The organism is Intestinimonas sp. UBA1698 (genome assembly GCF_002320075.1).
GTDB classification, from domain to species: domain Bacteria; phylum Bacillota; class Clostridia; order Oscillospirales; family Oscillospiraceae; genus Intestinimonas; species Intestinimonas massiliensis.
This window is the reverse complement of the sequence record NZ_DCJO01000034.1, coordinates 169,380-195,267: the sequence shown is the minus strand read 5'-3', so window position 1 is coordinate 195,267 and position 25,888 is coordinate 169,380. Positions and strand designations below refer to the sequence as shown.

At 62.5% G+C, this 25,888-nt stretch carries 29 protein-coding genes; 5 read left to right on the top strand and 24 right to left on the bottom strand.

Annotation, left to right across the window (positions count from 1 at the left end; all coding sequences use genetic code 11):
* Window positions 1-5 precede the first annotated feature (5 nt).
* From B3H64_RS08930 to B3H64_RS08890, 9 genes are all read right to left on the bottom strand, one after another.
* Window positions 6-827 carry a VanW family protein gene (locus tag B3H64_RS08930; RefSeq protein WP_238074139.1) on the bottom strand — a complete coding sequence of 274 codons (822 nt, stop codon included), beginning with the start codon at window positions 825-827 and terminating at the stop codon, window positions 6-8.
* The gene (locus B3H64_RS08925; protein WP_286734538.1) at window positions 827-1,633 is read right to left on the bottom strand and encodes an EcsC family protein; all 807 of its coding nucleotides are present in this window, start codon (window positions 1,631-1,633) and stop codon (window positions 827-829) included. Before B3H64_RS08925 ends, B3H64_RS08930 begins: the two co-directional genes overlap by 1 nt.
* 67 nt (window positions 1,634-1,700) lie before the next feature.
* Window positions 1,701-1,964, bottom strand: coding sequence for an HPr family phosphocarrier protein (locus B3H64_RS08920; RefSeq protein WP_033116234.1), 264 nt, complete (start codon window positions 1,962-1,964; stop codon window positions 1,701-1,703).
* Window positions 1,965-2,132: 168 nt separating this feature from the next.
* On the bottom strand, window positions 2,133-4,514 hold the full coding sequence (locus B3H64_RS08915) for an endonuclease MutS2 (RefSeq protein ID WP_286734531.1): 2,382 nt from the start codon (window positions 4,512-4,514) through the stop codon (window positions 2,133-2,135).
* Between the two features lie 225 nt (window positions 4,515-4,739).
* Window positions 4,740-5,414, bottom strand: coding sequence for an amino acid ABC transporter permease (locus B3H64_RS08910; RefSeq protein WP_050618881.1), 675 nt, complete (start codon window positions 5,412-5,414; stop codon window positions 4,740-4,742).
* A gap of 12 nt (window positions 5,415-5,426) precedes the next feature.
* A complete protein-coding gene (locus tag B3H64_RS08905) occupies window positions 5,427-6,173 on the bottom strand; it encodes an amino acid ABC transporter ATP-binding protein (RefSeq protein ID WP_094762490.1) in 747 nt (248 codons plus the stop codon).
* A gap of 17 nt (window positions 6,174-6,190) precedes the next feature.
* Window positions 6,191-6,853 carry an amino acid ABC transporter permease gene (locus B3H64_RS08900; protein WP_050618882.1) on the bottom strand — a complete coding sequence of 221 codons (663 nt, stop codon included), beginning with the start codon at window positions 6,851-6,853 and terminating at the stop codon, window positions 6,191-6,193.
* 194 nt (window positions 6,854-7,047) lie between these two features.
* Window positions 7,048-7,911 (bottom strand): transporter substrate-binding domain-containing protein, encoded by an 864-nt coding sequence (locus tag B3H64_RS08895; protein WP_286734526.1) that lies wholly within the window; start codon window positions 7,909-7,911, stop codon window positions 7,048-7,050.
* Between the two features lie 66 nt (window positions 7,912-7,977).
* Window positions 7,978-9,207, bottom strand: coding sequence for an ROK family transcriptional regulator (locus B3H64_RS08890; RefSeq protein WP_050618884.1), 1,230 nt, complete (start codon window positions 9,205-9,207; stop codon window positions 7,978-7,980).
* 319 nt (window positions 9,208-9,526) lie between these two features.
* Between B3H64_RS08890 and B3H64_RS08885 the strand changes: the two genes are divergently transcribed.
* From B3H64_RS08885 to xylB, 3 genes are all read left to right on the top strand, one after another.
* The gene (locus B3H64_RS08885; RefSeq protein ID WP_050618885.1) at window positions 9,527-10,699 is read left to right on the top strand and encodes a M24 family metallopeptidase; all 1,173 of its coding nucleotides are present in this window, start codon (window positions 9,527-9,529) and stop codon (window positions 10,697-10,699) included.
* Between the two features lie 94 nt (window positions 10,700-10,793).
* Complete coding sequence (locus B3H64_RS08880) at window positions 10,794-11,999, top strand: MFS transporter (RefSeq protein WP_154666687.1); 1,206 nt, start codon at window positions 10,794-10,796, stop codon at window positions 11,997-11,999.
* Window positions 12,000-12,013: 14 nt separating this feature from the next.
* Window positions 12,014-13,468 (top strand): xylulokinase, encoded by a 1,455-nt coding sequence (gene xylB, locus B3H64_RS08875; RefSeq protein ID WP_050618887.1) that lies wholly within the window; start codon window positions 12,014-12,016, stop codon window positions 13,466-13,468.
* Here xylB and B3H64_RS08870 read toward each other — a convergent pair.
* From B3H64_RS08870 to B3H64_RS08805, 14 genes are all read right to left on the bottom strand, one after another.
* Window positions 13,465-13,836 (bottom strand): 5'-nucleotidase C-terminal domain-containing protein, encoded by a 372-nt coding sequence (locus tag B3H64_RS08870; protein ID WP_094762491.1) that lies wholly within the window; start codon window positions 13,834-13,836, stop codon window positions 13,465-13,467. The two genes, xylB and B3H64_RS08870, sit on opposite strands and share 4 nt — an antisense overlap.
* A 146-nt stretch (window positions 13,837-13,982) precedes the next feature.
* Window positions 13,983-14,339 carry an oligopeptide/dipeptide ABC transporter ATP-binding protein gene (locus B3H64_RS08865; protein WP_050618889.1) on the bottom strand — a complete coding sequence of 119 codons (357 nt, stop codon included), beginning with the start codon at window positions 14,337-14,339 and terminating at the stop codon, window positions 13,983-13,985.
* Window positions 14,340-14,387: 48 nt separating this feature from the next.
* Window positions 14,388-14,636 (bottom strand): ATP-binding cassette domain-containing protein, encoded by a 249-nt coding sequence (locus B3H64_RS08860; RefSeq protein WP_094762492.1) that lies wholly within the window; start codon window positions 14,634-14,636, stop codon window positions 14,388-14,390.
* Between the two features lie 33 nt (window positions 14,637-14,669).
* Window positions 14,670-14,888, bottom strand: a complete 219-nt coding sequence (locus tag B3H64_RS08855; RefSeq protein ID WP_050618890.1) for a hypothetical protein — start codon at window positions 14,886-14,888, stop codon at window positions 14,670-14,672.
* A 16-nt stretch (window positions 14,889-14,904) separates the two neighbouring features.
* Entirely contained in the window at window positions 14,905-15,771 is an 867-nt protein-coding gene (locus B3H64_RS08850) for a PhzF family phenazine biosynthesis protein (protein ID WP_286734523.1), read from the bottom strand.
* A gap of 18 nt (window positions 15,772-15,789) precedes the next feature.
* Window positions 15,790-16,527 carry a DNA repair protein RecO gene (recO, locus tag B3H64_RS08845; RefSeq protein WP_286734519.1) on the bottom strand — a complete coding sequence of 246 codons (738 nt, stop codon included), beginning with the start codon at window positions 16,525-16,527 and terminating at the stop codon, window positions 15,790-15,792.
* Window positions 16,528-16,754: 227 nt separating this feature from the next.
* Complete coding sequence (era, locus tag B3H64_RS08840; protein ID WP_050618893.1) at window positions 16,755-17,648, bottom strand: GTPase Era; 894 nt, start codon at window positions 17,646-17,648, stop codon at window positions 16,755-16,757.
* A 10-nt stretch (window positions 17,649-17,658) separates the two neighbouring features.
* Window positions 17,659-18,147, bottom strand: coding sequence for an rRNA maturation RNase YbeY (ybeY, locus tag B3H64_RS08835; protein WP_050618894.1), 489 nt, complete (start codon window positions 18,145-18,147; stop codon window positions 17,659-17,661).
* A 5-nt stretch (window positions 18,148-18,152) separates the two neighbouring features.
* Window positions 18,153-18,659, bottom strand: coding sequence for a hypothetical protein (locus B3H64_RS08830; RefSeq protein ID WP_050618895.1), 507 nt, complete (start codon window positions 18,657-18,659; stop codon window positions 18,153-18,155).
* Window positions 18,660-18,671: 12 nt separating this feature from the next.
* Complete coding sequence (locus B3H64_RS08825) at window positions 18,672-19,646, bottom strand: PhoH family protein (RefSeq protein ID WP_050618896.1); 975 nt, start codon at window positions 19,644-19,646, stop codon at window positions 18,672-18,674.
* Window positions 19,647-19,691: 45 nt separating this feature from the next.
* Window positions 19,692-20,927 carry a sporulation protein YqfD gene (locus B3H64_RS08820; RefSeq protein ID WP_286734515.1) on the bottom strand — a complete coding sequence of 412 codons (1,236 nt, stop codon included), beginning with the start codon at window positions 20,925-20,927 and terminating at the stop codon, window positions 19,692-19,694.
* A gap of 10 nt (window positions 20,928-20,937) precedes the next feature.
* Entirely contained in the window at window positions 20,938-21,219 is a 282-nt protein-coding gene (locus B3H64_RS08815) for a YabP/YqfC family sporulation protein (protein ID WP_050618898.1), read from the bottom strand.
* Window positions 21,220-21,310: 91 nt separating this feature from the next.
* Window positions 21,311-21,874: a M48 family metallopeptidase gene (locus B3H64_RS08810; protein WP_050618899.1), complete on the bottom strand. Its 564-nt coding sequence runs from the start codon at window positions 21,872-21,874 to the stop codon at window positions 21,311-21,313.
* A complete protein-coding gene (locus B3H64_RS08805; protein ID WP_238074473.1) occupies window positions 21,868-22,875 on the bottom strand; it encodes a DUF2804 domain-containing protein in 1,008 nt (335 codons plus the stop codon). Before B3H64_RS08805 ends, B3H64_RS08810 begins: the two co-directional genes overlap by 7 nt.
* A 173-nt stretch (window positions 22,876-23,048) precedes the next feature.
* Between B3H64_RS08805 and B3H64_RS08800 the strand changes: the two genes are divergently transcribed.
* Complete coding sequence (locus B3H64_RS08800) at window positions 23,049-24,233, top strand: nucleoside recognition domain-containing protein (protein WP_256304376.1); 1,185 nt, start codon at window positions 23,049-23,051, stop codon at window positions 24,231-24,233.
* Between the two features lie 36 nt (window positions 24,234-24,269).
* Complete coding sequence (locus tag B3H64_RS08795; RefSeq protein ID WP_050618902.1) at window positions 24,270-24,479, top strand: hypothetical protein; 210 nt, start codon at window positions 24,270-24,272, stop codon at window positions 24,477-24,479.
* A 63-nt stretch (window positions 24,480-24,542) separates the two neighbouring features.
* Here B3H64_RS08795 and B3H64_RS08790 read toward each other — a convergent pair whose 3' ends face one another.
* Window positions 24,543-25,853, bottom strand: a complete 1,311-nt coding sequence (locus tag B3H64_RS08790) for a stalk domain-containing protein (protein WP_286734506.1) — start codon at window positions 25,851-25,853, stop codon at window positions 24,543-24,545.
* Between the last annotated feature and the right edge of the window lie 35 nt (window positions 25,854-25,888).

Below are 25,888 nucleotides of genomic sequence, written 5' to 3'. Positions count from 1 at the left end.
TTGCATCACCTTTCTTCCGGCAGCATGGGGGAATACATCATCAGAGCGTGGTTTTCACATACGAATTCATCCCCCAGCAGAACGCCCTTCAGGTCAAAAACCCGGCGGTACAGGGCGTTATGGCGGGTATAGCCGCCCCAGTATTCCCCCTGGAAATAGTGTTCCTTCTCGTACACCTCATAGCGGAGGGTCTGCGGAGCGCTGCACCGCCACTCTCCCTCCAGATGGGTGTCCGTCACCCGCAGCATCAGCCGCCATGTGTCGGGGGTATCGTTGCGGATGGTCAGATCCAGATAGTTGTAAAAGCAGGTGGCCCCGCTGCCGAAGGGCTGGGTCCGGTCCGCGTCGGGAAAGACGTCATACCCGTGCCGGTGCCGTTCGGTGACCGTAAGCGGCGTGTGGAGGGTCATCCAATAGAGGAGGTTGGAGCACTGGCACAGGCCCCCGCCCACGCCGGGGACCACCCGGCCGTTTCGCAGAAGCATCCCCTCCACATAACCCTTTCGCCGCGTGGGATTGCCGATGCTCCGCCAATAGGAGAGCGTCTCCCCGGGCAGCAGAGTCATTCCATCCAGCCGGGCGGCGGCCAGGCGCAGGTTTCGCACCTTGTTCTCCTGCATCCACAGGTCCACGTCCCGGAGCCTCCGTACCAGGGGCGTGGCGTGGGCCATCCACAGGTGGGGACAGTCGGGGGCGGTCCTCCGCCGGGCATAGGCCGTCCCGCCCACATGCCACCAGACCCATCGTCGGGCGCGGAAATACCGGACTCCCAGCCACATGCGCAGTCTTCCCCGAAGCACCGGCTCCGGCGTTATCTCCCTCTTCATCACAGCCCCCTCCGCTTTTTCTCCAAAAACCGCTTCTGGTATTTCAAATTGGCCACCTCGGTCACCCGGCGGCTGGCGGAAAAGTTGCAGGCGCCCCCCACCACGCCCACGACGGCAGTGCCCTGGATGAACTTCACCACCAGCATGGCGTCAGCCAGGGCCCTGGAGGTCTCCCCCATCTGGGCGTCCAGGTCAAAGGGCGGCCGCTCCCCGTGGTCGATGGCCCGCCCGAATCCGTCGGCCCGGTCGCTGTAGTCCTTCCGCTCCGCCCCCCTGGTCAGGGCGGCGCACAGCAGGAGCAGAATGTAGTAGCGCTCCTCCCGGGTGTCGTAGGGGAAACCATAGCGCAGGGCAGTCTGATACACCGCACGGAGAAGCAGGGTCATCAGGATGGGGATATCGGGCAGCCCCATCCCCAGCAGGCCCAGGGCGCAGCCCTCCAGGGTGGCCGCAGCGGTGGCCGCCGCTCCGCCCCGGCTGCCGCTCTTATGGAAGGCTCGGACGTGCTCGGCGCTGGGGTCCTCCTTGAGGAAGTATTCCCGGATATACCGCTCCCCCCGAAGCTTTTTCTCCGGTATGGTCTTTTTCAGCAGGCCGGTCCCCTGCTGGAACAGCACCTGAAAGGCGGTGTAGAAGGCGGTATCCAGAGTCCCCCGCAGTTTTTCCGGAATTCTTTCCTCGATTTTGGCCATCAGGCTTCCGCCGGGTGCGTTCCGCGGAGCGCGCACCCGAAACAGCCTGGCCTCCCGGCGCCGGATGGCGTCCAACTGGCGGTTATACTGGTTGACATAGGGATTGATCGGCATGGCTCACCCCTCCCGAGGTGAAAAAAAGCGCCGCTCAACGCGGCGCTTTTTCTTGAGTTCGAAGGTCTTACTCCGAGAAGTTGGACGAGATGAGTTCGATGAGCGCCTCCACGGCCTCCTTCTCGTCGGGTCCGTCGGCGATGAGGTTGATTGCGGTGCCCTTCACGATGCCAAGAGAGAGGACACCCAACAGGCTTTTCGCATTTACTCTGCGCTCATCCTTTTCCACCCAGATGGAGCTCTTAAATTCATTGGCCTTCTGAATGAAGAACGTGGCGGGTCTGGCGTGGAGACCTACCTGATTGTTCACGACCGCCTCTTTGATATACATTGTGTTCTCCCCCTCAAACAAAAACATTGTTTGCACCTCTATAGCATACCAAATTTGTGTCAAACCGTCAATGACATTTTGCACAAATTCCCGCAAGGCCCTTTGCACTTTTCACAAACAAAACCATCGATATGACGATATCCCCTGTTTTTGCCCTGTTTCCATAACCTATTTCAGCTCCACCACCGTCACGCCGTCCTCGCCTTCGCCATAGCGGCCGGGCCGGAAGGTCTTGACGTAGCGGCTGCGCCTGAGGTGCTCCCGCACCGCCTTACGCACTGCACCGGTGCCCTTGCCGTGGATGACGGTGACCTGGGTCAGCTTGCCCATGACGGCGCTGTCCAGGAACTGGTCCAGCACCCCGATGGCCTCGTCGGTCATCATGCCCCGCAGGTCCACCTCCGGCGAGGCCCCCAGGGAGCGCAGCTTGTGCTCCGCCCGCTGGACGAACCGCTGGGCCTCCTTCTGGGTCTTTTGGGCCTCGCCCTCCACCACTCGCACCTCCGACTGCCTGGCGGTGATCTTCAGAATGCCCGCCTGGAGCTGGAGCCCTCCGTCCCTGTTCACCGACAGCACGGTGGCCCGGGTGCCCATCTTTACCAGCTCCACCGTGTCCCCGGCCGCAGCGGGCCGGGTGGGGGGCGGCGGGGGCAGGTCCTCCCGTCCGCCGCCGATGGCGTCTTCCGCCTCGTTGAGGCGGCGGCGCAGGCCGGCCCGGCGGTCGTTCTGCTCCTGCCAGCTCGCCTCCTTCTCCTGGCGGCGGCGCATATCGTTGAGCTCGGCAAAAACCTGATCGGCGGTGTCCCGGGCCTCCTGGATGATGGCGCGTGCCTCGGCCTGGGCCTTCTCCACCGCCTTGGCCTTCTCCTTCTCCAGCCGCTCTCGGTACTCCCGGGCGGTCCTGGCGGAGTCCTCCATCTCCCGGCGCAGCTTCCGGGCCGCATCCTTTTCCCGCTCCATCTCCTGGCGCTGGCGGTCGAGCTGGGTCAGCACATCCTCAAAACGGACGTTCTCCGCGTCGATGCGCTCGGCGGCCTTGTCGATGATCGCCTGGGGCAACCCCAGACGGCGGGAGATGGCAAAGGCGTTGGACTTGCCCGGCACGCCGATGAGCAGCTTATAGGTGGGGGCCAGGGTCTCCACGTCGAACTCGCAGGAGGCGTTCTCCACCCCCCTGGTGGTCATGGCGTAGACCTTCAGCTCGGCATAGTGGGTGGTAGCGGCTACCAGCGCCCCCCGCTCCCGGGCGGACTCGATGATGGCGGCGGCCAGGGCCGCGCCCTCCACCGGGTCGGTGCCCGCTCCCAGCTCGTCGAAGAGGATCAGGGTCCCCGGCCCGCACTGGCCCAGGATGCCCACGATATTCACCATGTGGGAGGAGAAGGTGGACAGGTTCTGTGCGATGGACTGCTCGTCCCCGATATCGGCCAGCACATGGTCAAAGACCATTACCCGGCTGTCGTCGGCCACCGGGATGTGGAGACCGCACTGGGCCATCAGCGTCAGAAGGCCGATGGTCTTGAGGGTCACGGTCTTGCCGCCGGTGTTTGGGCCGGTGATGACCAGCGTGTCGAAGCCCTCCCCCAGCCGCAGGTCGTTGGCCACCGCCTTGGCCGGGTCCAGCAGGGGATGGCGTGCCTTTTTCAGCTCGATACCGTCCCGGCCCAGCCTGGGCTCGCTGGCATCCATCCGGGTGGACAGCTTGGCCCGGGCAAAGATCACGTCCAGCATCACCAGCAGATCGTAGTCCTGGATGATATCCTCTTTATGCCCGGCGCAGTCGGCGGAGAGCTCCCGCAGGATGCGCTCGATCTCCTTTTCCTCCCGGGCCTGGAGCTCCCGCAGCTCGTTGTTGGTCTTGACCACCCCCATCGGCTCGATGAAAAAGGTGCCGCCGGAGCCGGACACGTCGTGGACCAGGCCGGGAACGTCGTTTTTGTGCTCCGCCTTCACCGGCACCACATACCGGCCGGAGCGCATGGTGATGATGGACTCCTGGAGGTACTTGGCCTGCGAGGAGGAGATCAGCTTTTGCAGGATGTCCCGCACCTTGGAGGCCGAGGCCCGGATATGCCGCCGAATGTCGGCCAGCTCCGGGCTGGCGGCGTCGGCGATCTCGTCCTCCCCCAGAATGGAGCCGGAGATCTTGTCCTCCAGGAAGCGGTTGGCGGTCAGGGAGGCGAAAAGGTGGTCGATGCAGGTCTTCTGATTCCCCTCCCCGGTGGCGTAGTCCCGGGCGGACCGGGCGCAGCGCAGCAGGGCGGCGATGTCCAGCAGCTCCCGGGTGTTCAGCGCGCCCCCCATGTCGGCCCGCTGGAGGGCCGCGGCCACCGGCTTGACACCGGACAGTGACGGCGTGCCCCGCAGGACCAGCATACTCAGGGCCGCCGAGGTCTCGGCCAGTCGGCGCTGCACGTCGTCGGCGTCTGTGAGTGGCTGCAGGGCCCGGCAGCGCTCCTTGCCCTCCTCTGTCACCGCCTGGTCGGCCAGAAGGCCCAGCACGCGGGGCAGTTCCAGAGTCTGAATGGATTTTTCAAACAAATCGGTCATAGTTCCTGCTTTCCTTCCAAGCATCGTGGCAGTCGCCTGCAGGCTTCCACCCAATCGCATTGGATATACCTGATGGATCGTATTTATCATAGCCTGTTTTTGCATCCGATGCAATACTTCATGCATCGTTTTCTCTGCGCAGATTGCACCTTCTGCCTTGGCCCACAGCAAAAGAGCGCTCCCGGAACAGCTCGTAAGCTGTTCCGGGAGCGCCCAGGTGCGGCGTTATTTTTTGGCCTTTTCTATGGTCAGACCGGGAATCTTGATCTTCTTCTCCGCCACGGAGAAAATGATGGTCATCACGCCAATGATCACCAGGTAAAAAATCGCCACAGTGGAGTAGGACTCAATGGTGTTGTAGAACCGAGAAATCATGATCTTGGCCTGGGTCATCAGCTCGGGCACGGCAATCAGATAACACACTGACGTATTTTTAATCATGGAGATGGCCTCATTGGCCCAGGTGGGCAGGACGATACGGAAAACCTGCGGCATCAGGATCACGCGAATCGCCTTGAATTGGGACATCCCCAGGGCCCGTGCGGCCATCATCTGACCGGGGCCGATGGAGAGGATGGCTCCCCGGAAATATTCGATCTGATAGGCCGCCGAATTCAGCCCCATGGTCAGGCAGCCGGCCACCATGGGAGAGAGCACCAGGCCAAACTGGGGCAGACCGTAATAGACGATGAAGAGCTGCACCAATACGGGCGTGCCTCGCATCAGTTCCGAATAGGCCAGGCTGAAATTGCGCAGTATCTTACCGCCATAGACTCTGGCAAAGGCCAAGGGTATCCCCACCGCTAGGCCCAGGAGCAGGGAGATGGCCGACATCTCCAAGGTAATGAGGGCGCCCCGGCAGAATGCGGGAATGGCAATTTCCAGAAAGTTTACATTCATAATAACCCCTCCTCAGTCGAACTGGCTTTCAAACTTACCGAGGAATTGGCGGGCACGTTCGGTCTTGGGATGCTCGAAAAACTCGTCAGGCGTCCCCTCTTCCACGATCACGCCGCCCTCCAGAAAGACAATGCGGTTGGCCACACGGCGGGCAAAGTGCATCTCATGGGTCACGCAGACCATAGTCATGCCCTCCTGGGCCAGCTTCTGCATGACCTCCAGTACTTCGCCGATAAGCTCCGGGTCCAGGGCCGAGGTGGGCTCGTCGAAGAGCATGACCTCCGGGTCCATGGCCAGAGCACGGGCAATAGCCACCCGCTGCTTCTGGCCTCCGGAGAGCTGGCCGGGGTACAGATCCAGCTTGTCGCCTAAGCCTACCCGCTCCAGCTCAATCCGGGCCTTCTCCTGGGCCTCCGCCTTCTTCACGCCCAGCACCTTAGTCAGCCCCACCGCCACGTTGTCGATGGCCCGCAGGTGGGCGAACAGGTTAAACTCCTGAAACACCATACCCAGGTGCTCACGGGCGTGATTGATGTTGACCTTGGGGGCCGTCAGCTCCTGACCACTGACCCACACATGGCCTTCGGTCGGAACAGTAAGGAGGTTGATACAGCGCAGCAGCGTACTCTTGCCGGTGCCGCTGGGCCCCAGAAGGACGACTACCTCAGATTCGTTGACAGACAGATCAATCCCCTTCAGAACCTCACTTTGGCCATAGGACTTTTTAATGCCTTCCAGACGGATGATTTCTTTACCCATTTTACATGACCTCGCAGTTAAGAAATGTCGGGAATCGCCAGGCGTCTTTCCACTTTGCGCAGCGCAAAGTTGGTCAGGTAGGTGCAGGCGAAGTAGATGAGCGCAACGGCAATGTAGACCGCAAAGGGCTGTCGGCTCCGGGCAATTTCATACTGGGCCAGCCGCATAATCTCGACCACGCCGATGATATACACTAGGGACGACGCCTTGATCACGCCGGCGGCCTCATTGGCCCAGGAGGGCAGGGCCCGGCGCAGTGCCTGGGGCAGAATGATGTAAAAGACCGCCTTGAAATGGGACATTCCGATGGCGCGGGCGGCCATCATCTGGCCGTAATCCACCGACTCGATGGCGGAGCGGAAAATCTCCAGTTGATAAACGCAGCTTATGACCGCCAGAGAGAGCGTACCCGCCCAGTACGCAGAGATGTTGATTGAACCGGCGATGACGAAGTAGAGCAGCAGGAGCAGGATGGTCTGGGGGATGGCACGGAACACCGCACTGAAGATCGTCATAAGCACCTGGACGGCCCGCCCGCCGTATACCCGCAGGAAGGCCAGCAGCAAACCGCCCACTGCTCCAATCACGAGGGCCAGGGAGGAGACCGAGAGGGTCACCGAGATACCGCCTAAAAGATAGGGGATCAGATATGTAAATAATCTGTTGAATGTCAGTTCCATAAAGACCTCTTCCCATGGGTCCGGGTAAACACGAAACAAATCCCCGCACACATGCGCTGCGCGGTCAATTCAGCCGGGACATGCGCGCCTGTGCGCGCCGATTCGTTCCGTCTCTCCCTGGTTTTTGAGGGCCGCAGCGGGCGGAAATGCCCGCTGCGGCGATGGATTTTGGTTGGTTGCCGATATGGCGTTACTCAGTCCACTTCCCACTTCAGGGCCAGCTCGTCCAGGAAGCCCTCTTCACGCAGGTCGTCCAGGATACCGTCCAGCTCGCTGAGCAGCTCGGGCTGATTCTTGGGGACGGCGATGTTCTCGCCGGTGCCAAAGAAGGAGCACTCGTAGATAATCTTGACGTTATACATGCCCTCAAAGACCTTGGCCTGGTTCTTATCGCCGGCCACCAGGTCGATACGGCCGGCCTCCAGGTCCAGAATCATGTTTTCAGGGGCTTCATAGCGGGAAACCTGGGAATCCTTCATCTTTCCGGCGTCCACCAGACCGGTAATGTACTGGTCGGGCAGGGTGCCGCTCTGCACGCCCACGTTGTAGGCGGCGATGTCCTCCATATTGGCGATGGAGATATCGGAATCCTTTTGAGCAATGTATACGTTCATCTGCTGATGATACATCTGGGTGAAATCGACCTTCTCCTTGCGCTCTTCCTTCGCGCCCATGGAGGCGATGGCCACATTGACCTTACCGGTCTGGACAGCGGCCACCAAAGCGTCGAAGGCCATATCCTCGATCTGGACCTCGACCCCCATGCGGGAGGCAATTTCATTGATTAGGTCCATGTCATAGCCCACGTAGTTGCCGTCGGCATCAATGGACTCCCAGGGGGCGTTGGTGGCGCTGGTGCCGACCACCATCACGCCGGAGCTCTTGATCTGGTCCAGCAGGCTGGCGGTACCGGTCTCGGCGGGGGCGCTCTCCGCGGGCGCGCTGGCGCTGGGGCTGGGGCTCTGGGACGTGCTGTTGCTGCAGCCGCTCATCATGCCGAGCATACCCACGATGACGGAAGCGCAGAGGAGCAAGGACAGTGTCTTTTTGGCTTTCATGATGTTTCCTCCTGTTTTAATTGATTTTTCTCTTTTATAGCGAATAGCGACAGGGCTATTTACTATTCAAGTCCCGACGCAGAGCATATTGTTGTGGCCGTGCGGGTCGCCGATTGGACTAGTAAAAATCACATGGAAGGCAGCCTCCGCCGCGCCCACCAGGCTGGCCCGGCTACCCAAAACCGTGAGTTCCACCTTCAGTTGGCGATAGATCAGCTCAGGGAGACGCTGGCGCAAAATCTTCTTTATGGGCTCCAGCACGATATCCCCCATCTCGGAGAGCAGCCCGCCGATAACGACGACCTTTGGGTTATAGATATAGACCACGTTAAACAGCCCCAGAGCCAGCACGGCGGCCGCCTCCCGGGCCAGCCGGACGGCAAATGCGTCGCCCGAGTTGGCCGCGGCCACGATGTCCTCCACCGTCACCTTGTCGGCACAGTCCCCCGTCAGCTTGCGCAGCAGAAAATTGTCCTGCGCGCCCCAGCTCTCCTGGGCACGCCGGATCAGCATCTGGCCGCCGCAGGATTCCTCCAGATTCCGCAGGAAAGGGTTCCCCTCGCCGGTAAAATTAATGGTGTTTCCGATCTCACCCGCCATGCCCCAGCCGCCTCGGAACAGCTCCCGGTGGGAGATCACCCCGGCGCAGATGCCCCAGGAGGTAGTAACATAGACCAGATCGTCCACCGAATCGTCGTAAACCGTTTTCCACTCGCCCAGAGCTGCCAGCCTGGCATTGATATCCAGCCCCACCGGCACGGAGTAGCGGTCGGTCAGGAGCTGCCGCAGGGGAATATTCTCCCACCCGAAGGTGGTGGAGGACAAAATGGTACCGGTGTTGCTGTCGATCAGTCCCCGGACGCCGCAGTAGATCAGCATAAGGCGTTCCTTGGCGTGTAGAAAGGCAACGCAGTTGTCAATGGCCTCGTATAAACCATCCAAATAGGCGCGTCCATGGATGGGAGCCACGTACTGAAAGATCATCTCACCGCAGAAGTTGAATACCCCGGCATTGGCCTTGGTTTTGCTGAAATCCACGCCGATGACGTATCCCGCCAAGGGGTTGACCCGGATGGTGATGGGCTTCCGGCCGCCGCTGGAGTCGCCGTAACCCGTCTCCAAAACAAAGCCGTCTTCAATGAGCTGTTTGACGATCCGTGAGACCGCCGAAAGGCTCAGCCCAGTCATTCCGGCCAGTTCAGTCCGGGAAATGCTCTTCTGCTCATGGATAATCTTCAAAACATGGATGCGGTTCGCATCACTCAGCGTTCTGAGGTCGATTCCGCCCTTGGACATACGGCACCTCCTGCAAGCTTTCTTTCTTGTTATTAGAAAGCAAGTAAGTTATAATTATACTACCATCTCTCCACAGCGATGTAAAGTTACAATCGTTTAATAATTTAGCCAAATAAGACAAATATATTTTGTTTTAATCTACAAATTTATTTAGTTTTTAGAGTGTTTAGGAAAAATTGACTGAGACGCCCTTTACAAACTAACGGGTGTATGCTATATTAAAAGTCACTTTCAACCATCTTTCAATAAAGTTTTTTCTATAGCAGCAGTAGGTTTGCGGGGAAAGACGGGCTGAAATGAAAAATTGAGGTGTGCTTTTATGGTAAAAACGATCCCCGACAGCGATTATTTTGAGAGGATACATCGTCTTCAGGCCAAGATGGCCGAGCGGGACCTAGACGCGGTCCTCTGCTATGCCGATACCGGCGTGTATGAAAACGTCTTCTACCTGAGTAAATACTGGCCGCTGTTTGAGGTGGGCGGCGTTTTGGTGGGCCGTACCGGCACGCCACTGGTGCTGATCGGCGGCGAGGCCCCCGAGTTTGGCGGCCAGACTCCCTTTGGCATGGACGCCGTCCGCGGCTGCTCCGCCTTCGGCCACACCAGCGGGCCGGTGCGCGACTGGATCGGCGTGACATATCACAGCCTGAGTGAGCTGTTTGGCGAGGTCACCGGCGGCAAGGGTGTCAAACGTCTGGGCCTGGCTGATTACAACATCACCCCGCACCCCCTCTATGAGCAGATCTGTGCCGCCGTTCAGCCCAGCGGCGAGGTCATCGACTGCGGCGACCTGCTCATCGACCTGCGCATGAACAAGTCCGCCTATGAGCAGGAAATGGTGCGCGAAGCCTGTCTCCTCTCCCAGAAGGCCTTCAACGACGCTCTGGGCAAAATCCATCCCGACATGACCGAGTACGAGCTGGAAGGTGTGCTGGCCGCCGAGCTGTATAAGAACGGCGGTGAGGGGCCCTCTTTCCCTATCCTGTGCTACTCCGGCTACCGCAGCCGCAGCGGCATCGGCCGCAGCACCCACAACAAGCTGGGCCGCGACACCCTCATCAACATTGACATCGGCTGCCACTATGCAGGATACGCCTCTGCCTACGGCCGCCCCATCCTTTTCGGCAAGATGCCCGACTCCATGAAAAAGGAGATTGACTTCATGCTGGACCTCCATGAGCGGCTTATCTGCGAGTGGGTCAAACCCGGTATGACCTCCGAGGCCGTCTATCAAAAGTATTACGACTGGTTCGTGGACCACGGCTATGGACCTCCTCCGGCCAGTGCCTCCCATGGCATCGGCGTCTTCGAGGGGGAGCCCCCCACGTTCCGCTTCAACAACCCCACCGAGCTGAAGCCCGGCATGACCATTGCAGGCGACCACTTCTTCCGCTCCAAGGAGTACGGGTTTCGATTCGAGGACTGCTACCGGATCACCGAGACCGGCACCGAGCTGTTCACCCGGGACAACTGGCGCTGCATCGAGCTCTAATCCCAAACTATCATCCCTCTTTTCTGGGAATGGCCGCTGTGTACTTGCACGGCGGCCATTTTCCAAATCTCCCGCAAGGAGTTGAGACGGCCCCATGTCCACAATCACACCGTCCTATTCGCTTATGCAGGGAGCGGAATGGGCGATCGACGGCTGCCTGTACTGTTACAGCAGCGTATTCCTGCTCTCCTGTGGTCTAAACAACACCCTCATCGGAGTCCTACTGGGAATTGCTGCCGGGCTCAGCTTTTGGGGACAGATCTTTTTTGGTGAACTGTTGAACCGCAGGGGCCGCAGGGCACTCAGGGGTTTTTTATTGCTGGGCGCCGGGGTCCTGCTGGCGGACAATCTGATTCTGCTGGCGGGCATCCCCAGGGGAGGCGCCGTCCCCCTGTTTCTAATCAACTGCCTGCTGCTGCAGCTCTTCCCGGCCTTTCTCAACTCCGCGGCCATGTGCGAGATCCAGTTTGGCGTACCGGTCAACTTTGGCGTCGGACGGGGCACCGGCTCTCTGGGCTACGCCCTCTGCTCGGTAATCGTGGGGCGCCTACTGCTGCGGTTCGGCACCTCCGCCATGTTCTGCGTCGGAGCGGCGCTCTCCGCGGCGCTGCTGGTCGGTATCCTCTGGTTCTTTGCCTCGGCCGACGCCTACCGCGCCCAGCGGCCGGGCTTCCTTCCTCCCCCATTGCCTCCAGAGGGAAAGACGCCCGTCCGGCGGGGATTCGACGTCTCGTTTCTGCGGACCTACCGGCGCTATACCCTGCTGCTGGGCGGGTGTGTGCTTCTGATGATGGGACACACTTATATGTCCAACTTTATCTATCAGATTGTGGCCTTCAAAGGTGGAAATGAGGAGGCCACTGGCGTGGCCTCCGCCATCGCCGCCTGCGCGGAGGTGCCGGTGCTGTTTCTTTTCGGGCGGGTCATCGGAAAGCTGCGCTGCGACCAGTGGCTGAAGCTGTCCTGCGTCCTTCTGACTGCAAAAATGCTCCTGGCCTATTTTTCTGGAAATCTGTTTCTGCTTCAGTCCACCGAGCTGCTCCAGTTAGGATATGCCCTATTCGTCGTGAGCAGCGTGTACTACACCGGTGCCGTCATTCCGCACCGAGATGCTATCAGCGGCCAGGCCTATCTCAACGCGGCTTCCACCTTGGGCGTGCTGCTCTCCCTGCTGACCGGCGGCATACTGCTGGACTGCTTTGGCGTACCCGCCCTGCTGCTGACGGGAGCCGGAGCCCTGGCCGCCGGCACTGTCATCCTGTTCTGCTCTGCAGAGCCCGCGCCGCCGCAGACATGCTGAAAGGGGAACATACTATGCTGTATATCGGAATCGACTTAGGCACTTCTGCAGTCAAGCTGCTGCTGATGGAGCAGAGCGGACGCGTGCTGCGGACCGTACAGCGGAGGTACCCTCTCTCGTTTCCCCGGAACGGCTGGTCAGAGCAGTCGCCGGAGGACTGGTGGTCCCAGACCTGTGCAGGGACCCGAGCCCTTCTGGAAGGGTTCGACCCCGCCGCGGTGGACGGCATCAGCTTCGGCGGGCAGATGCACGGTCTGGTCCTCCTGGACTGGGAGGATCAGGTAATCCGGCCGGCCATTCTCTGGAATGATGGTCGGGCCGTCCAGGAGACCGCCTGGCTCAACCGGGAAATAGGGGAGGACCGGCTTTCCGCCCTGACCGGCAACATCGCCTTTGCCGGTTTTACCGCCCCCAAGCTCCTGTGGGTCCGCGCACACGAGCGGGAGCGTTTTTCCAGAATTGATAAGATCATGCTACCCAAAGACTTTTTGGCCTATCGCATGACGGGCGTGCACAGTACAGACTATTCCGACGCGGCCGGCACGCTCCTGCTGGATACCGCCCATAAGCAGTGGTCGGCCGAAATGTTGCGGATCTGCGGGATTCGTGCAGAGCAGCTTCCGGTGCTCCGGGAAAGCTGGCAGGTCACCGGCACCCTGCGGCCGGAGGCGGCCCGGGCACTGGGACTGCCGGAATCTGTGCGGGTGTGCGCCGGGGCGGGAGACAACGCCGCGGCCGCCGTTGGCACTGGCACCCTGACTGACGGGAGCTGCAATCTCTCCCTGGGCACATCGGGCACCCTTTTTATCACCTGCGATCAGTTCCGTCTGCCCCAAAATCACGCCCTGCACGCCTTTGCCCATGCCACCGGCGGCTATCACCTGATGGGCTGCATGCTCAGTGCCGCCGCCTGCAACCAGTGGTGGATGGAGAACATCCTGAAAAGCGGCGACTTCAGCGGCGAACAGGCGCACGTTTCCCAGCTAGGCAACAATCCCGTACTGTTTGCTCCTTACCTGATGGGGGAGCGCACCCCCCACAACGATACGGCGGTCCGGGGCGCCTTTGTGGGGCTCTCCCTGGACACCTCCCGGGGGCAGATGACCCAAGCGGTGCTGGAGGGCGTGGCCTTTGCGTTTCGGGACGCGCTGGAGATCGCCAGATCCGTGGGAGCGGAGGTCCGGCGGGCCACTGTCTGCGGCGGAGGCGCCAAGAGTCCGGTGTGGCGTCACATCCTGGCAAATGTACTGAACATTCCTATGGATTACATTCAGACCGAGGGTCCGGCCATGGGAGCGGCCATGCTGGCGGTCAAGGGCTGCGGCGCCTGCGGCAGTCTGGAGGAGCTGGCGGCCAGGACGCTTCAGGTCACGGACACAGCCTTTCCGGATGCTGAGATTGTACGTCGGTATGAGGCACGCTATCCAGTATTTCGGGCCCTCTACCCGACCCTGCGCACCCTGACTTAGAATCCTTTTTTCAAAATACACCTGCGGCGGCCCAGGACCTGAGAGATGTCATAGGTGAAGGAGAAGCCCGATGTCTGGGGGAAGGCGTCGGAGCCCCGCGCCGGATCGATGCGCTCCGCCGCGTCAATGGCAGTGCCGCTCACGGCCTGTTCCATCAAGTGATAGAGCTCTCCGGCCGTAATCGTGACGGATACCACCTGACCATCTACGGCAAAGACCTGGTAGACATCGGCCAGGGTGATGGTGCCGCCGGGCAGGCTGTTTCCCAGATGTCCCCCGCAGGCGATGGCCACGTCGGTCTGCCCCGCCTGTCGGAAGGCACCCGCTGTCAGAGCCCCCCAGGGCCGTCTCCGTGACCCTGGCCCCATAGGACTGGGCAATAGCCCGGGGCGTCATGGCTCCCTCGCTGACGGCGACCACGACCCCAGCGTCTGCACCCTCGTATACCACCGCCTCCGCCGGTGCAGCCAAAAGGCCGGTCAGCGCCAGCAGGACCGGCGGTCCGCCCGCCCACTTACGCCCCATAGATCTCATGGATAAAGTGGCAGGCCGTCAGATGGTCCGGGCCGCACTCCACCAGTGTCGGCTGTTCGCAGGCGCATCTCTCTTTCGCATAGGGGCAGCGGGCCAAAAAACGGCAGCCCGACTCCGGGTCCACCGGCGAGGTAACCTCCCCCTTCAGTAGAATGTGCCGCCGTTCCCGGTGGAGGCCGGGAACAGGGATGGCCGAGATGAGTCCCCGGGTATAGGGATGCATGGGACGACAAAAGAGCTCCTTGGCTGGAGCCTTTTCCACCATCTGCCCCTTACACATTACCAGGATATCATCGGAGATATGACGGACCACGGACAGATCGTGGGTGATGAACATATAGGCGAGCCCCTTGTCACGCTGCAATTCTTTCAGCAGATTCAGAACCTAGGCCTGGATGGATACGTCCAGGGCGGAGATCGGCTCGTCACATACCACGAAATCCGGGTCCAGCGCAAGTGCACGGGCGATGCCGATCCGTTGGCGGCGCCCGTCATCTAGTTCATGGGGGTAGGCGCAGGCCATGTGGGCCGAGATGCCCACAGTGTCCATCAATTCCTTGACCCGGCGCTCCTCCTCGTCGTGGGTCCGGCAAACTCTGAATATCCGCAGGAGTTCTGCAATCAGCTCCGCCATACATAGGCAGGGGTCCAGCGAGGAGAAGGGGTCCTAAAAGATCATCTGCATCTGGCGGCGCAGTTGCTTGCGTCGGCGCCCCCGGGCGCGGGTAATATCCTCCCCTTTGAAGCAGATCTGCCCTCCGCCGCAGGCGGTCAGCGTGAGCGCCGCCACCAAAATGAGCGCGGGCAAGTAAAATGTAAAGATTTTGTGCTTTTTTGCAAAAAGGCGGTGCGGATACGCAGGCGTATCCGCACCGCTCGACCACATGTTTCACTCTGCGTCGTCACAGCAGTTCACACCGCAGGGACAGCACCGCCTGCCCGCCCACCAGTACCTTGGGGCCCGACGGGGTCTCCAGCAGCCGGGTCCGGATCTCCGAGGGTTTCCCCATGGACTCTCCCTGGAAAAAGCGGCTCTCCGCTCCGGCCTCCACCAGCCCCAGGCGGTACAGATAGTAGGTCAGCGCCCCGTTGGAGGTGCCAGTGGCCGCCTCCTCCGGGATGGCGTAACGGGGGGCGAAGTTCCGGCACAGGGCCACCGCCCGGGTCCCCGGCGTCCGGCAGAACATGTGGACCCCCACCACGTCCAGCTCCTCCGACAGGCGCTTCACCTCGGCCTCATCCTGGATGGCCGCCGCCAAAGTCTCCCCGCTGTCCACCGGCAGCAGGACGTCGGCCAGCCCGGTGCTCACCACCTGCACCGGCAGAGCAACAGGACGACACTCCTCCGGCAGGCCATAGGCCCGGTACACCGCCGCCGCCTCCCGGTCGGTGAGGGCCCGCAGCACCCGGGGCGGGGCCATGTCCATCCACACGGCCTCCTCCTCCACCTGGATGGCCAGCGCCCCCGCCCGCGTCAGGGCGGTACAGCCCCCGACCGGCAGGCCGTCCGCCTCCCGCAGCACCGTGAAGGCGGCGATGGTGGCATGGCCGCACAGGTCCACCTCCCCCTCCGGCGTGAAGTAGCGCAGCCGGAACCGGTCCGGACCCAGCCGCTTTACGAACGCCGTCTCCGAGTGCCGGAGCTCGGCGGCCAGGGCCTGCATGAAACCCGGCTCCGGGAAGTCCTCCCCCGCCGGGAGCAGCGCCACCCCCGCCTGGTTCCCGGCAAACCGCCGCTTTGCAAAGGCATCCACTATAAAAAGCCGCATACTGCCTCCTTTTCCGGTCTACAGGGTCTTGTAGAAATCCAGGGTGCGAAATCCCCGGTCGAGCTGAGCCAGCAGAAAGCCCTCACAGGCCGCAGCCATCCGGGACAGGCTCTCCGGCGAGAGGGCAAAGGAAAACAGCCTTTTGGGGTCGCCGTACACCACATGGCGCATGGCGGCCAGGGCAGCGGTATCCAAAACCCGCGCGGGCCCGCCGCCGCTGCCACAGTGTCCGCAGCGCAGCACCCCTTCCGCCAGATCCAGAGCGGGCTGCTCCGGCTCGGGCAGGCCGCAGACGGCGCAGGCGTCCAGCAGCGGCTCGTAGCCTGCCAGGCACAGCAGCTTGAGCTCAAAGGCCGCCTTTACCAGCGGCAGGGGCTTCTTCAGCTTGTCCAGGGCATACATGGAGTTGAGGATGAGGGGCAAAAGCCCGGCGTCCGGCCTTCCCTCCTCGGCCACCAGCTCGGTGACCTCGGCAAAATAGGAGCACAGAGCCAGCTTCTCCACGTCCTGCCGGACGCCCCAGAAGAGCTCCAGCGCCTCCGCCTCGTTGAGGGTAAAATAATCCCGGTACTCGAACAGCGTCATGTCCGACCAGACCAAAAGCTGGGCTGAGGCCGCCAGCGGGCTGTTCTTCCGGCGGCACCCCCGGGCCTTTACCGTCCGCTTGCCGCCCTCCCGGGTGAGGACGGTCAGGATCTTGTCGGCCTCTTTATAGCTGGTCTCTCGCAGGACCAGGCCCTGTGTCGTAATGTGCATGGTTCCACCTGCCCGCTATGTACGGCCGCGGGGCCGGGCAGTCCGGCTCACGCCGAATGCTCCTCCCGCGCCGTCTGTTCCTCCGCCTCCCACAGGAAGCGGCAGAGGGTATATGCCTCCGGCAAGCCGGTCTTCAGAAACAGATCCCACATGGTCTCAGCATCCATGGCTCTGGCCCCCTTTGTTCTTAGGGTGCCTGTCCGCGGATGGATTATGAGCGGTAAAATTTAATCGTCCCGATAGCCCACATTGTGGATAAAATTCAAATTATCCCGCCAGTTTTCTTTGACCTTTACCCAGGTCTCCAGATAGACCCTGGCCCCCATAAAGGCCTCCATGTCCTGCCGGGCCAGGGAGGAGATCTTCTTCAGCATGGCGCCGTTTTTGCCGATGATAATGCCCTTGTGGCTGGTCTTTTCGCAGTAGATGGTGGCGTCCACGTCGATGATCTCGTTGTCCCGCTCGGAAAATCGGGTGATCTCCACGGCGGTGCCATGAGGGATCTCCTGATCCAGGCAGAGCAGCAGCTTCTCCCGCAAAATCTCCGCCATGACCTGGCGCTCGGGCTGGTCGGTAACCATGCCCTCGGGGAAGAGCTGCGGCCCCTCCGGCAAAAAACCGGCCAGCACGGTGAGCAGGTCCTCCACCCCCTCCCCGTTTTTGGCGGAGATAGGCACGATGGCCTGAAAATCATGGGCGGCCTGATAGGCCCGCATGACGGCCAGCAGGTCCTCCTTTTTCACGGTGTCAATCTTATTGATGACCAGCACGGCGGGGACCCCCAGCGCCCGGATGCGGCCGATGAGCTCCTCCTCCGGCCCGCCCACGTTGGCGATGGGCTCCACCAGAAGCATCACCGCGTCCACGTCGGCCACGCTCTGCTTCACCACTCCCACCATGTAGTCGCCCAGCTTGGTCCGGGCCTTGTGGAGGCCGGGGGTGTCGATGAACACGAACTGGCTGTCCCCCCGGTTGAGGACGGCGCAGATGCGGTTGCGGGTGGTCTGGGGCTTATTGGTGACGATGGCAATCTTCTCCCCCACCAGGGCGTTGGTCAGGGTGGACTTTCCCACGTTGGGCCGCCCCACGATGGTGATCATGCCGGATCTCTTGATGTTCATAATTTATCCTCTATTCTCTCGTAATGCCTAACTGGTTCAGGATGGCTTCCTCCCGCGCCCGCATCCGGGCTTTCTGCGGGCCGTCGTCCATGTGGTCGTAGCCCAGCAGGTGGAGCACCGAGTGGACGGCCAGATAAGCCAGCTCCCGTTTGGTGCCGTGGCCGTATTCCTCCCCCTGAGCTCTGGCCCGCTCCATGGAGACCACCATATCCCCCAGCGGGAGCAGCCCGGTCTCCGGGTCGATTTCGGCCCCCTCCGCCGGGGGCTGCCCCGGGGTGAACTCGAACATGGGGAAGCTCAGCACGTCGGTGGGGGCGTCCACCCCCCGCTGCTCCAGATTGATCTGGTGGATGCCCTCGTCGTCGGTAAGGAGCACATCCACCTCACAGGGCACCGCCACGCCCTCCGCCGCCAGGGCGGCGGAGATGGTCTCCCGCAGCAGTCCGGCCCAGAGCTCGTCCCGCTCCAGCTCAGACTCGATGAGAATCTCATGTTCCATATCTCTCACGTCCTTACCCTCTGATAGGCCCGCCCGGCCTGGTAAAACAGCACCGCATAGTACACCGCCCCGCCGAAATAGAGCAGCAGGGCCGCCTGGGCAAAGGAGTAGGCCACCATGCGGAACACGCAGACGCACACGCTGCCAATGGCCATAATGTTCCAGCCGGTCAGCAGGTTCCGGGCCTTCAGGTCCGCGCCGTGGCTCGCCTGGAGCTCCGACAGGCCCTGGACCAGCCAGCGGGTAGCCGCCAACTGCAGCATCAGGGTGACCACCATCAGCAGCAGACCGACGACGTCAAACGCCCCGGTGAAAAAGCTCCGCACCCATATCAGGGCCGAGGCCCCGGCCATAGCCAGGGTCAGGGGCCGCACCCGGGTAAAGGTGGGGCACTCCACCTCCCCCATGCCGGCCCAGAAGAGCAGATAGCCCACGAAGCCCGGCGTCACGCTGACGCTTCCGATGTTATAGTCGATGAACAGGAACAGCAGTCCCACAAACAGTTTGCGCATATCCGTCCCGCCTTATTTCTTTTTCGGCATCCTGCGCCGGTTCTCGTCGTCCTCATAGGCCTTGATGATCCGCTGCACGATGACGTGCCGGACTACATCGGCCTCATTCAGGCGGCAGATGGCGATGTCCTCCACTCCGTTGAGCACCCGCATGGCCTCCTTTAGGCCGGAGACCTTGTCGGCGGGCAGGTCGATCTGGGTCACGTCGCCGGTGATGACGATCTTGGAGCCGAAGCCCAGCCGGGTGAGGAACATCTTCATCTGCTCCCGGGAGGTGTTCTGGGCCTCATCCAGGATGATAAAGGAGTCGTCCAGGGTCCGGCCGCGCATGTAGGCCAGAGGGGCCACCTCGATGTTGCCCCGCTCCAGGTATTTGGCGTAGTTTTCGGTGCCCAGCATGTCGAACAGGGCGTCGTACAGCGGCCGCAGATAGGGGTCCACCTTGGACTGGAGGTCGCCGGGCAGAAAGCCCAGCCGCTCCCCCGCCTCCACCGCCGGGCGGGTGAGGATGATGCGGTTGACCTGCCCGCCGCGGAAGGCCGCCACCGCCGCCGCCACCGCCAGATAGGTCTTGCCGGTGCCCGCCGGGCCGATGCCCAGGGTGACGGTGTTTTTCCGGATGGCCTCTACGTACCGCTTCTGCCCGATGGTCTTGGCCTTGATGGGCTTGCCCTTGGCGGTGACGCACAGCGCGTCCCCCGCCAGCTCCCCGATCTTGTCGGCGTTGCCCGAGCGGACAAGCTGGAGGATATAGCGGACGTTCTGCTCGTTGATCTGCTCCCCCCGGGAGGAGTAGGTCAGCAGGCCGTTGATGGCCTGGACGGCGGCCAGCACGTCCTCCCCCTCGCCGGAGACCTTCAGCTCCCCGTCCCGGCTCACCACCGCCACGGAGAGCTCCCGCTCGATGATGCGGATGTTCTCGTCGAAGGAGCCGAACAGGTTGACGGCCTCCTCCATGCGCTCGATACTGATGGTCTGTTCTGTCAAAAAGCCTCGCTCCTTATTGAATGGCGGCCGTGCCGCCCCCTTGTCCTATGTGCCCGCGCCAGGCAGGATGTGCCCTACCTGGCCCTCGAATTCCACTACCCGGCCGATCTGCTCCCGACACTCCGCCAGCAGCGTGACGACCAGGATGCCGTTTTCCTCCCGGACGGTAAAGTCCGTGCGCAGGACCTCGCCGTCCTCGCCCACCAGCCCGTCCAGCCGCTCCAGGAGCCGCTCCTCCAGCAGGGTGCGGGCGGCCTCGGCGTCCAGAGCCACCGGCTCGGTGGCATAGCCCCGATAGCGCTCGACCCGGAGGACCAGGGGCATCACCCGGCCGCTGGGAAGGGTCAGACTATGGGATGAGGTTATTTTATCATACTTGTCCAGGGAAATGCCACTATTTCCATAAAAATTGAGCCGCCGGTCCAGAATGCCCAGCGAATAGCGGGTGACCTCCTCCCCAGTGTAGCGCTTCACCTGGGCCTCCAGGGGGATTCGTGCCTCCAGGGTCCGCCAGGTGCGGGCCCACACGTTGCCCATGGCGTGGGTGATGCGGGTGCCCAGATCGGTATCGGCGTACTGGGGCTCGGGGACGTCGATGACGCCGGAGATGAGGATCTCCCCGGCCAGCACCGTGTCCCCCTCCTGAAACAGGGGCTGACCCTCCAGCACCTCCATATGGGTGATGATGCCGGTGGCCGCCGACACCACGTGGGAGGGCACCGTGCGGTCCACGATGTCCGGCTTGGGCACCTTTTCCCGGACGATGACCTCCGCCCGGGTGCCGTGGAGATTGACCGCCATCCAGCTCAGCGCGGGAATGCGGAGGAGGGCCTCCTGGCTGACCACCTTTTCATCGATGGACGGGCCGTAGGCGCCCACCCGCACCCCCTGGCGGTTGAGCTCGGAGAGGATGACGGCGGTGGACACGGCGCGGTTGCCGGTGACCTCGATGGTCAGGATGAACCGGGACAGCACGCACACCGCCGCCACCGCCAGAGCCAGCCCGGCCAGGAAGGCGTACCGCCTGCGGAATTTGGCCAGGAAAAAGGGAACTCCAACCCGGCGGGCGGCCTTGGCCTCGCACATTACCTTCTCCGCCAGGGTCCGGGCCTTTTTGGCGTCCTTTCGGGCGAAGCACAGCCGCAGCGTGTGGTCGTCCAGCCACTCCAGGCCCCAGAAGGGCACCGCGTTTTGGGCGCACAGGTTGAGGAACCGCTCGGGGAAAGCCCCCGTCACGGTGTAGAGGACGCTGCCCCGGAAAAAGTTGATGATCTTCTGCATGGCCGCCCTCCTATGCCAAATCGACCCCGGTGATGTCCCCGGTGATCAGCAGCTCCACCGCGTTCATGGCCCGCAGCTCCAGATTGGTCCCCCGGACCTTGACGATGAGCTTGCCGCCGCTGATGTGAATCTCATCGCTGCCGTAGGCCAGGATGCCCCTGTGATTTTCCATGCGGAGCTGCCGGTCTCCCAGCAGCTCCACCCGGGGCAGGCCCGCCACCACGTCGCCGGGCAGGTCGAACACCTCCGCCGTCTTTTCCAAAATACTCTCTTTGCGCGGTTTTTTCTCCATAGCGAGTCCTCCTGTCTGGTGATGTGTATGCAAAAGGGCCGGTCTCCTTGCCTGTCCAGCGGCAAAAGAGACCGGCCCCTCTTCTTTTTTCCTAGGGCTTTTGCAGTGCGCAGCCCTTCAGCCGCGCCCGCTTTTCCTTCCAGTCCGGCATCAGCCGGTCCATCACGGCGTAAAACCCCGGGCCGTGGTTGGGGTGGAGGAAGTGGACCAGCTCATGGAGGGTCACATAGTCCATCAGCTCCTCCGGCAGGGCGGCCAGGGCGGTGTTGAGTACGATCTTTCCCCGGGTCCAATGACAGCTCCCCCACCGGCTGGTCATATACCGCGCCTGGAGGGCCGGGCGCGTCACCCCCAGAGGCTCCACCAGAGGCAGCACCCGGTCCAGAGCCCGGGTCAGGCTCTGCAAGGCCTCCTCCCGGTCCGGAGGCGGAATGGGCGCTCCCCTCTGGGCGAGCCGCTCCCGCCCCCGGCCGATCCAGGCCGCCCGGCTGCGCACGAAGGCGTCCGCCGCCGCATAGGGCACCCGGCGGTTTACCGACACCCGCACCGTCCCGTCGCCCTCCAGGCGCAGGTTCATATTCTTCACCGACTTCACCGTCAGAGTATAGGTGATGGGCCCCTGAGGCGTGTCCACCGTCCGCTGTGTCTCTACCACCGATTCTCCACCTTTTCCGCAAAGCCCATCAGGTCCCTCACCCGGAGGGGCGTACCGTCGTCCAGCACCACGGTGCCGTTGAACCGGCCGAAGATCTGGTGCTGCTCCGACCGGAGCGGCCCCGCGCCCGCACAGGCCGAGCGGTCCAGCACCGGGGTCATGGAGAGGGCGCACCGTTCTCCCGTAAAGGTCCAGGGGGCCATCCGGTCCCAGGGCAGGCGGAACGCCACGTCAGACAGCTTATGGACCCTTCCGTCATAAAAGACCGCGTTCTCCGTGGCTGCCGAGGTGTCTCCGAAGCCGCAGCCCAGGTTGAAGCCAAAGGGCACGCCGTCCAGCCGGCCCGAGGCCGAGGCCCAGTACCAGGTATTGTGCCAGGTCCACACCCCCCGGCCCCAGTCCAGGGTGCCGAAGGCGGTCTCCGGCTCGAAGCGCCGCACCTGTTCCCCCAGACGCACCGTCCCCTGGGCCCGCAGGCTGTTGATCTTCTGGTTGTAATGAAAGTGCCCCGGCTTGCCGAAGGGAGTGCAGATGACCATGGACTCCGGCGGCGCTTCGGTGAGGATCACATGGGCGTCCAGGGTCTGGTCCTCCCGGAACCGCTCCATGTGGGCGGTGAGAGTACGGTTCTGCCCGTCGTTGTGGAACAGCAGGGCATAGCCCCGGCCGGACACCGCCGCATTCCCCCTCTGGGAGGTCCCGGGCAGGCCGGTGGCGCCCATGGGCAGCAGCCGCACAGGGCTTCGGGTCACCTGCCAGCCCTCCTGAAAGTCCAGCAGGGAGATGGAAGCCACGCCCAGGTAGGAGCTGTCCGCGATGGTCAGAGCCAGGGCGAAGCCATCCCCCATGACCAGATAGTAGTCCCACTCCTTGCGCCGGGCGGGGCCGCCCTTCACCCGGGAGCGGTCGTAGACGGGCAGGGGCCGCCGAGCCCACCCCGGCTCGGTCAGGTTTCCCCTGTCATCCAGAAGAGGAATGGGTTTTGTGATCTCGTGCTGCACAGGCACTCGCCTCATTTCTGCGCATCTAAGAGGCCGCAGGCGCAGCGCGCCTGCGGCCTCTTGTTTTCGGGCCCGCATCCTAACGCTCTGCCGTGATTATACCACAAGCCCGCCACCGTGCATAGGACATCCCCGCCGGCGCATACCCTTTCCATTATGGAGGTGACGCGTGTATGTCCAAGCTGCTCTCCCGTCAGGGCGTGCGGGATTTCTGCCTGGGGCTGGCCCTGCTGCTGGCCACCCTGGCCCTCATGTTCTGGCCCAAGGACTCCATGGCGGCGGCCCGGGACGGGCTGACCCTGTGCTACAACGTCATCATCCCCTCCCTGTTTCCCTTCTTCGTCCTCTCTGCCCTGGTGGTGGACCTGGGGCTGGCCGGGCATCTGGGCCGGGCGCTGGAGGGGATCATGCGCCCGCTGTTCAACGTGCCGGGGGCCTGCGCCCCCGCCCTGGCCCTGGGCTTTGTGGGGGGATACCCGGTGGGGGCCCGAACCGCTTTACAGCTCTACCAGAAGGGCATGTGCACCAAGACCGAGGCCGAGCGGCTGCTCGCCTTCTGCAACAATTCCGGCCCCGCCTTTATTCTGGGCGTGGTGGGGGCTGGGGTCTTTGCCAGCAGCAAGGTGGGCGTGCTGCTCTACCTGGCCCATGCCGCGGCCTCGGTGTGCGTGGGACTGGTATTTCGCTTTTACAAGGCGGGCAAACGCCGGGGCGAGCCCCGCCGGGTCGGGCCCCGCTTTGAGGCCGCACGCTTCACCGCCGCCTTCACCGGGGCCATCCGGGACTCCTTCCTCTCCACCCTGAATATCTGCGCCTTCGTCGTGTTCTTCACCGTGGTCATCAGGCTGTTTTTTCTCTCCGGCGTACTGCCGGGGCTGGCCGGGCGCCTGGGGCGGCTGCTGGGACCGCTGGGATTTTCCCAGGCCTGGGCGGAGCGGCTGCTCACCGGATTTTTCGAAATCTCCTCCGGCGTCTGGACCCTGTCCGGAGAGGGGGCCATGGCGGGACGCATGTCCATGGCCGCCTTCATGCTGGGATGGGCGGGGCTGTCCGTCCACTGCCAGGTCCTGTCCTTCCTGGGCGGCAGCGGCCTGTCGGCGCGGACCTATATCCTGGGAAAAATGCTCCACGGCGGCCTGTCCGCCCTGTTTGTGGGGCTGCTCGCCCGCCTGTTTCCCCTGGAAGCCCCCGTGTCCTCCTACCTGGCCGACCAGGTGGAGAGCCTCTCCGCCTTGGACTTCTCCACCGCCCTTACCATCTCCACCGTATGCGCCTGGGTGCTGTGGCTGCTGTTCTTCACCGCCGCCCTGGCCGCGGTGCGAAAAACCAGTAGAAAAAGGCGGAAAGCTGTGCTATGATGGTAGACAGCAAAGGAAAGGCTGGAGGCGCGGCACATGTTGTTCGAAAAAAAGATGGACCCCAGATGCTCCTACTGTTCCCGGAGCGCCAGACTGGATGACGAAACCGTCATGTGCATCAAAAAGGGGGTAGTGCCCGCCGGGTACCACTGCCGCGGCTTCCAATACGACCCGCTCAAGCGGGTGCCGCCCCGTCCGGCGGCCCCGGACTTTTCCCGGCTCAAGGACGAGGACTTCTCCTTATAGGCATAAGAAACGGGAGGCGCGTCAAAATTGACGCGCCTCCCGTTTTACTGTTTCAACTCCGACTCAGTCATCCCAATCGTCGTCATCGTCCCAGTCGTCATCGTCCCAGTCGTCATCGTCCCAGTCGTCATCATACCAGTCGTCCAGATCATCCACCCGGTCGTCCACCTTGTCGAGCTGCTTGTTCAGGTCCCGGTACTCGCTGCCGGTCAGCTTGCCGGCCTTATAGTCCCGTTCAATGGCATCCTCCAGGGCGTCGATCTCGTCGTCCAGAGCGTCTAGCTTCCGCTCGATGGCCCTCCATGCCTGCTTGTTGTTGTGCTCTCCCTTGGCGGGCTTGTAGTTCTCCACGTCCTTCTGGCGCTGGTCCGCCTTGGCGTCCAGGGCCTCGATCTGCTTCACATAGCTGTCGTAGGCGCCGGAGCCCTCCGGCTTGGAGGCGTCGTCATCCTTACCGTCGTAGTCCACGGTCTTGTCGGCCAGGTCGTCCCAGGCGTCCTTCATCCGGACGTCCAGCGCGTTGATACGGTCGTTGAGGGCATTGTACTGCCGGTTGCTCAGGCTCTCATCCCGCAGGTGGGCGTTCAGGCTCTTGTACTCGGCGCTGATGTCCTTGGACAGCAGGCTCAGGTCCACCGCCATATTTTTGTACTGCTTCAGCCGGCCGCTGTCGGTTTCGGCGGGCTTCAGATCCTTGATCTCGGTCTCCACAGCCTTCACCCGCTCGGTCAGCTCGTCGATGGCCTTGGCGTGGGTCTCCTCCACGGTCAGCTTGCCGGTCTCGTCGCCGATGGTCTTGCTGCGCAGCAGATCCAGGGCGTCCTTCAGCCGGTTATCCAGCTTGTCAATGCGGGTGGTCAGAACGTTGAATTCGTCGGTCTTCAGCTTGCCGTCCATGTGCTGGGCGTTGACCTGTTGGGCGTAGGTGTACAGGTCGTCCCGAATGTTGTCGATGGTCTCGCTGTGCAGATCGTACTGGTCCTTCCGTCCGGCGTAGGTGGAGGCGGCCTTCAATTCGGCCACGGTGTCCTCGGCCTCTTCCGTGCGCTCGGTGAGTTTCTCCAGGGTCAGGTCCTCCGGCTTGGTGTCGGTCTTGGTGTAGAGGCTGACGGTCTGAGTCTTGCTGTTCCACTCCACCTCCAGGTCCATGGCGTTGCCCAGGGCCCGGATGGGCAGATAGGTGGTGCCGTCGTAGGTGATGGGGTAGACGACGTCGCCGTTTTTGTCCAGCAGGGTCTGCTTCTCCCCGTCCACCTGGACGGTGATGTCGGGACGCAGGTCGGCGGTGATATGCTGGACGGTGGCGGCGCCCGCCGCGCCCAGCAGAACGCCGGTCAGCAGCAGACCTACGATGGGAGCGCGAAAATGCTTCATAAGAATCCTTCCTTTCCGAAATGGGGCACGTTTGC

Bases quoted from the DNA above. Each gene is read 5' to 3' on its own strand.
- B3H64_RS08795 (WP_050618902.1), top strand. From the start codon at position 24,270: ATGTTGTTCGAAAAAAAGATGGACCCCAGATGCTCCTACTGTTCCCGG.
- B3H64_RS08865 (WP_050618889.1), bottom strand. From the start codon at position 14,339: ATGTTCATCACCCACGATCTGTCCGTGGTCCGTCATATCTCCGATGAT.
- B3H64_RS08850 (WP_286734523.1), bottom strand. From the start codon at position 15,771: ATGCGGCTTTTTATAGTGGATGCCTTTGCAAAGCGGCGGTTTGCCGGG.
- B3H64_RS08910 (WP_050618881.1), bottom strand. From the start codon at position 5,414: ATGAATGTAAACTTTCTGGAAATTGCCATTCCCGCATTCTGCCGGGGC.
- B3H64_RS08800 (WP_256304376.1), top strand. From the start codon at position 23,049: ATGTCCAAGCTGCTCTCCCGTCAGGGCGTGCGGGATTTCTGCCTGGGG.
- ybeY (WP_050618894.1), bottom strand. From the start codon at position 18,147: ATGGAACATGAGATTCTCATCGAGTCTGAGCTGGAGCGGGACGAGCTC.
- recO (WP_286734519.1), bottom strand. From the start codon at position 16,527: ATGCACATTACGACACAGGGCCTGGTCCTGCGAGAGACCAGCTATAAA.
- B3H64_RS08920 (WP_033116234.1), bottom strand. From the start codon at position 1,964: ATGTATATCAAAGAGGCGGTCGTGAACAATCAGGTAGGTCTCCACGCC.
- xylB (WP_050618887.1), top strand. From the start codon at position 12,014: ATGCTGTATATCGGAATCGACTTAGGCACTTCTGCAGTCAAGCTGCTG.
- B3H64_RS08885 (WP_050618885.1), top strand. From the start codon at position 9,527: ATGGTAAAAACGATCCCCGACAGCGATTATTTTGAGAGGATACATCGT.
- era (WP_050618893.1), bottom strand. From the start codon at position 17,648: ATGAACATCAAGAGATCCGGCATGATCACCATCGTGGGGCGGCCCAAC.
- B3H64_RS08905 (WP_094762490.1), bottom strand. From the start codon at position 6,173: ATGGGTAAAGAAATCATCCGTCTGGAAGGCATTAAAAAGTCCTATGGC.
- B3H64_RS08895 (WP_286734526.1), bottom strand. From the start codon at position 7,911: ATGAAAGCCAAAAAGACACTGTCCTTGCTCCTCTGCGCTTCCGTCATC.
- B3H64_RS08870 (WP_094762491.1), bottom strand. From the start codon at position 13,836: ATGGGGCCAGGGTCACGGAGACGGCCCTGGGGGGCTCTGACAGCGGGT.
- B3H64_RS08890 (WP_050618884.1), bottom strand. From the start codon at position 9,207: ATGTCCAAGGGCGGAATCGACCTCAGAACGCTGAGTGATGCGAACCGC.
- B3H64_RS08900 (WP_050618882.1), bottom strand. From the start codon at position 6,853: ATGGAACTGACATTCAACAGATTATTTACATATCTGATCCCCTATCTT.
- B3H64_RS08860 (WP_094762492.1), bottom strand. From the start codon at position 14,636: ATGGCGGAGCTGATTGCAGAACTCCTGCGGATATTCAGAGTTTGCCGG.
- B3H64_RS08830 (WP_050618895.1), bottom strand. From the start codon at position 18,659: ATGCGCAAACTGTTTGTGGGACTGCTGTTCCTGTTCATCGACTATAAC.
- B3H64_RS08820 (WP_286734515.1), bottom strand. From the start codon at position 20,927: ATGCAGAAGATCATCAACTTTTTCCGGGGCAGCGTCCTCTACACCGTG.
- B3H64_RS08855 (WP_050618890.1), bottom strand. From the start codon at position 14,888: ATGTGGTCGAGCGGTGCGGATACGCCTGCGTATCCGCACCGCCTTTTT.
- B3H64_RS08815 (WP_050618898.1), bottom strand. From the start codon at position 21,219: ATGGAGAAAAAACCGCGCAAAGAGAGTATTTTGGAAAAGACGGCGGAG.
- B3H64_RS08930 (WP_238074139.1), bottom strand. From the start codon at position 827: ATGAAGAGGGAGATAACGCCGGAGCCGGTGCTTCGGGGAAGACTGCGC.
- B3H64_RS08915 (WP_286734531.1), bottom strand. From the start codon at position 4,514: ATGACCGATTTGTTTGAAAAATCCATTCAGACTCTGGAACTGCCCCGC.
- B3H64_RS08790 (WP_286734506.1), bottom strand. From the start codon at position 25,853: ATGAAGCATTTTCGCGCTCCCATCGTAGGTCTGCTGCTGACCGGCGTT.
- B3H64_RS08925 (WP_286734538.1), bottom strand. From the start codon at position 1,633: ATGCCGATCAATCCCTATGTCAACCAGTATAACCGCCAGTTGGACGCC.
- B3H64_RS08880 (WP_154666687.1), top strand. From the start codon at position 10,794: ATGTCCACAATCACACCGTCCTATTCGCTTATGCAGGGAGCGGAATGG.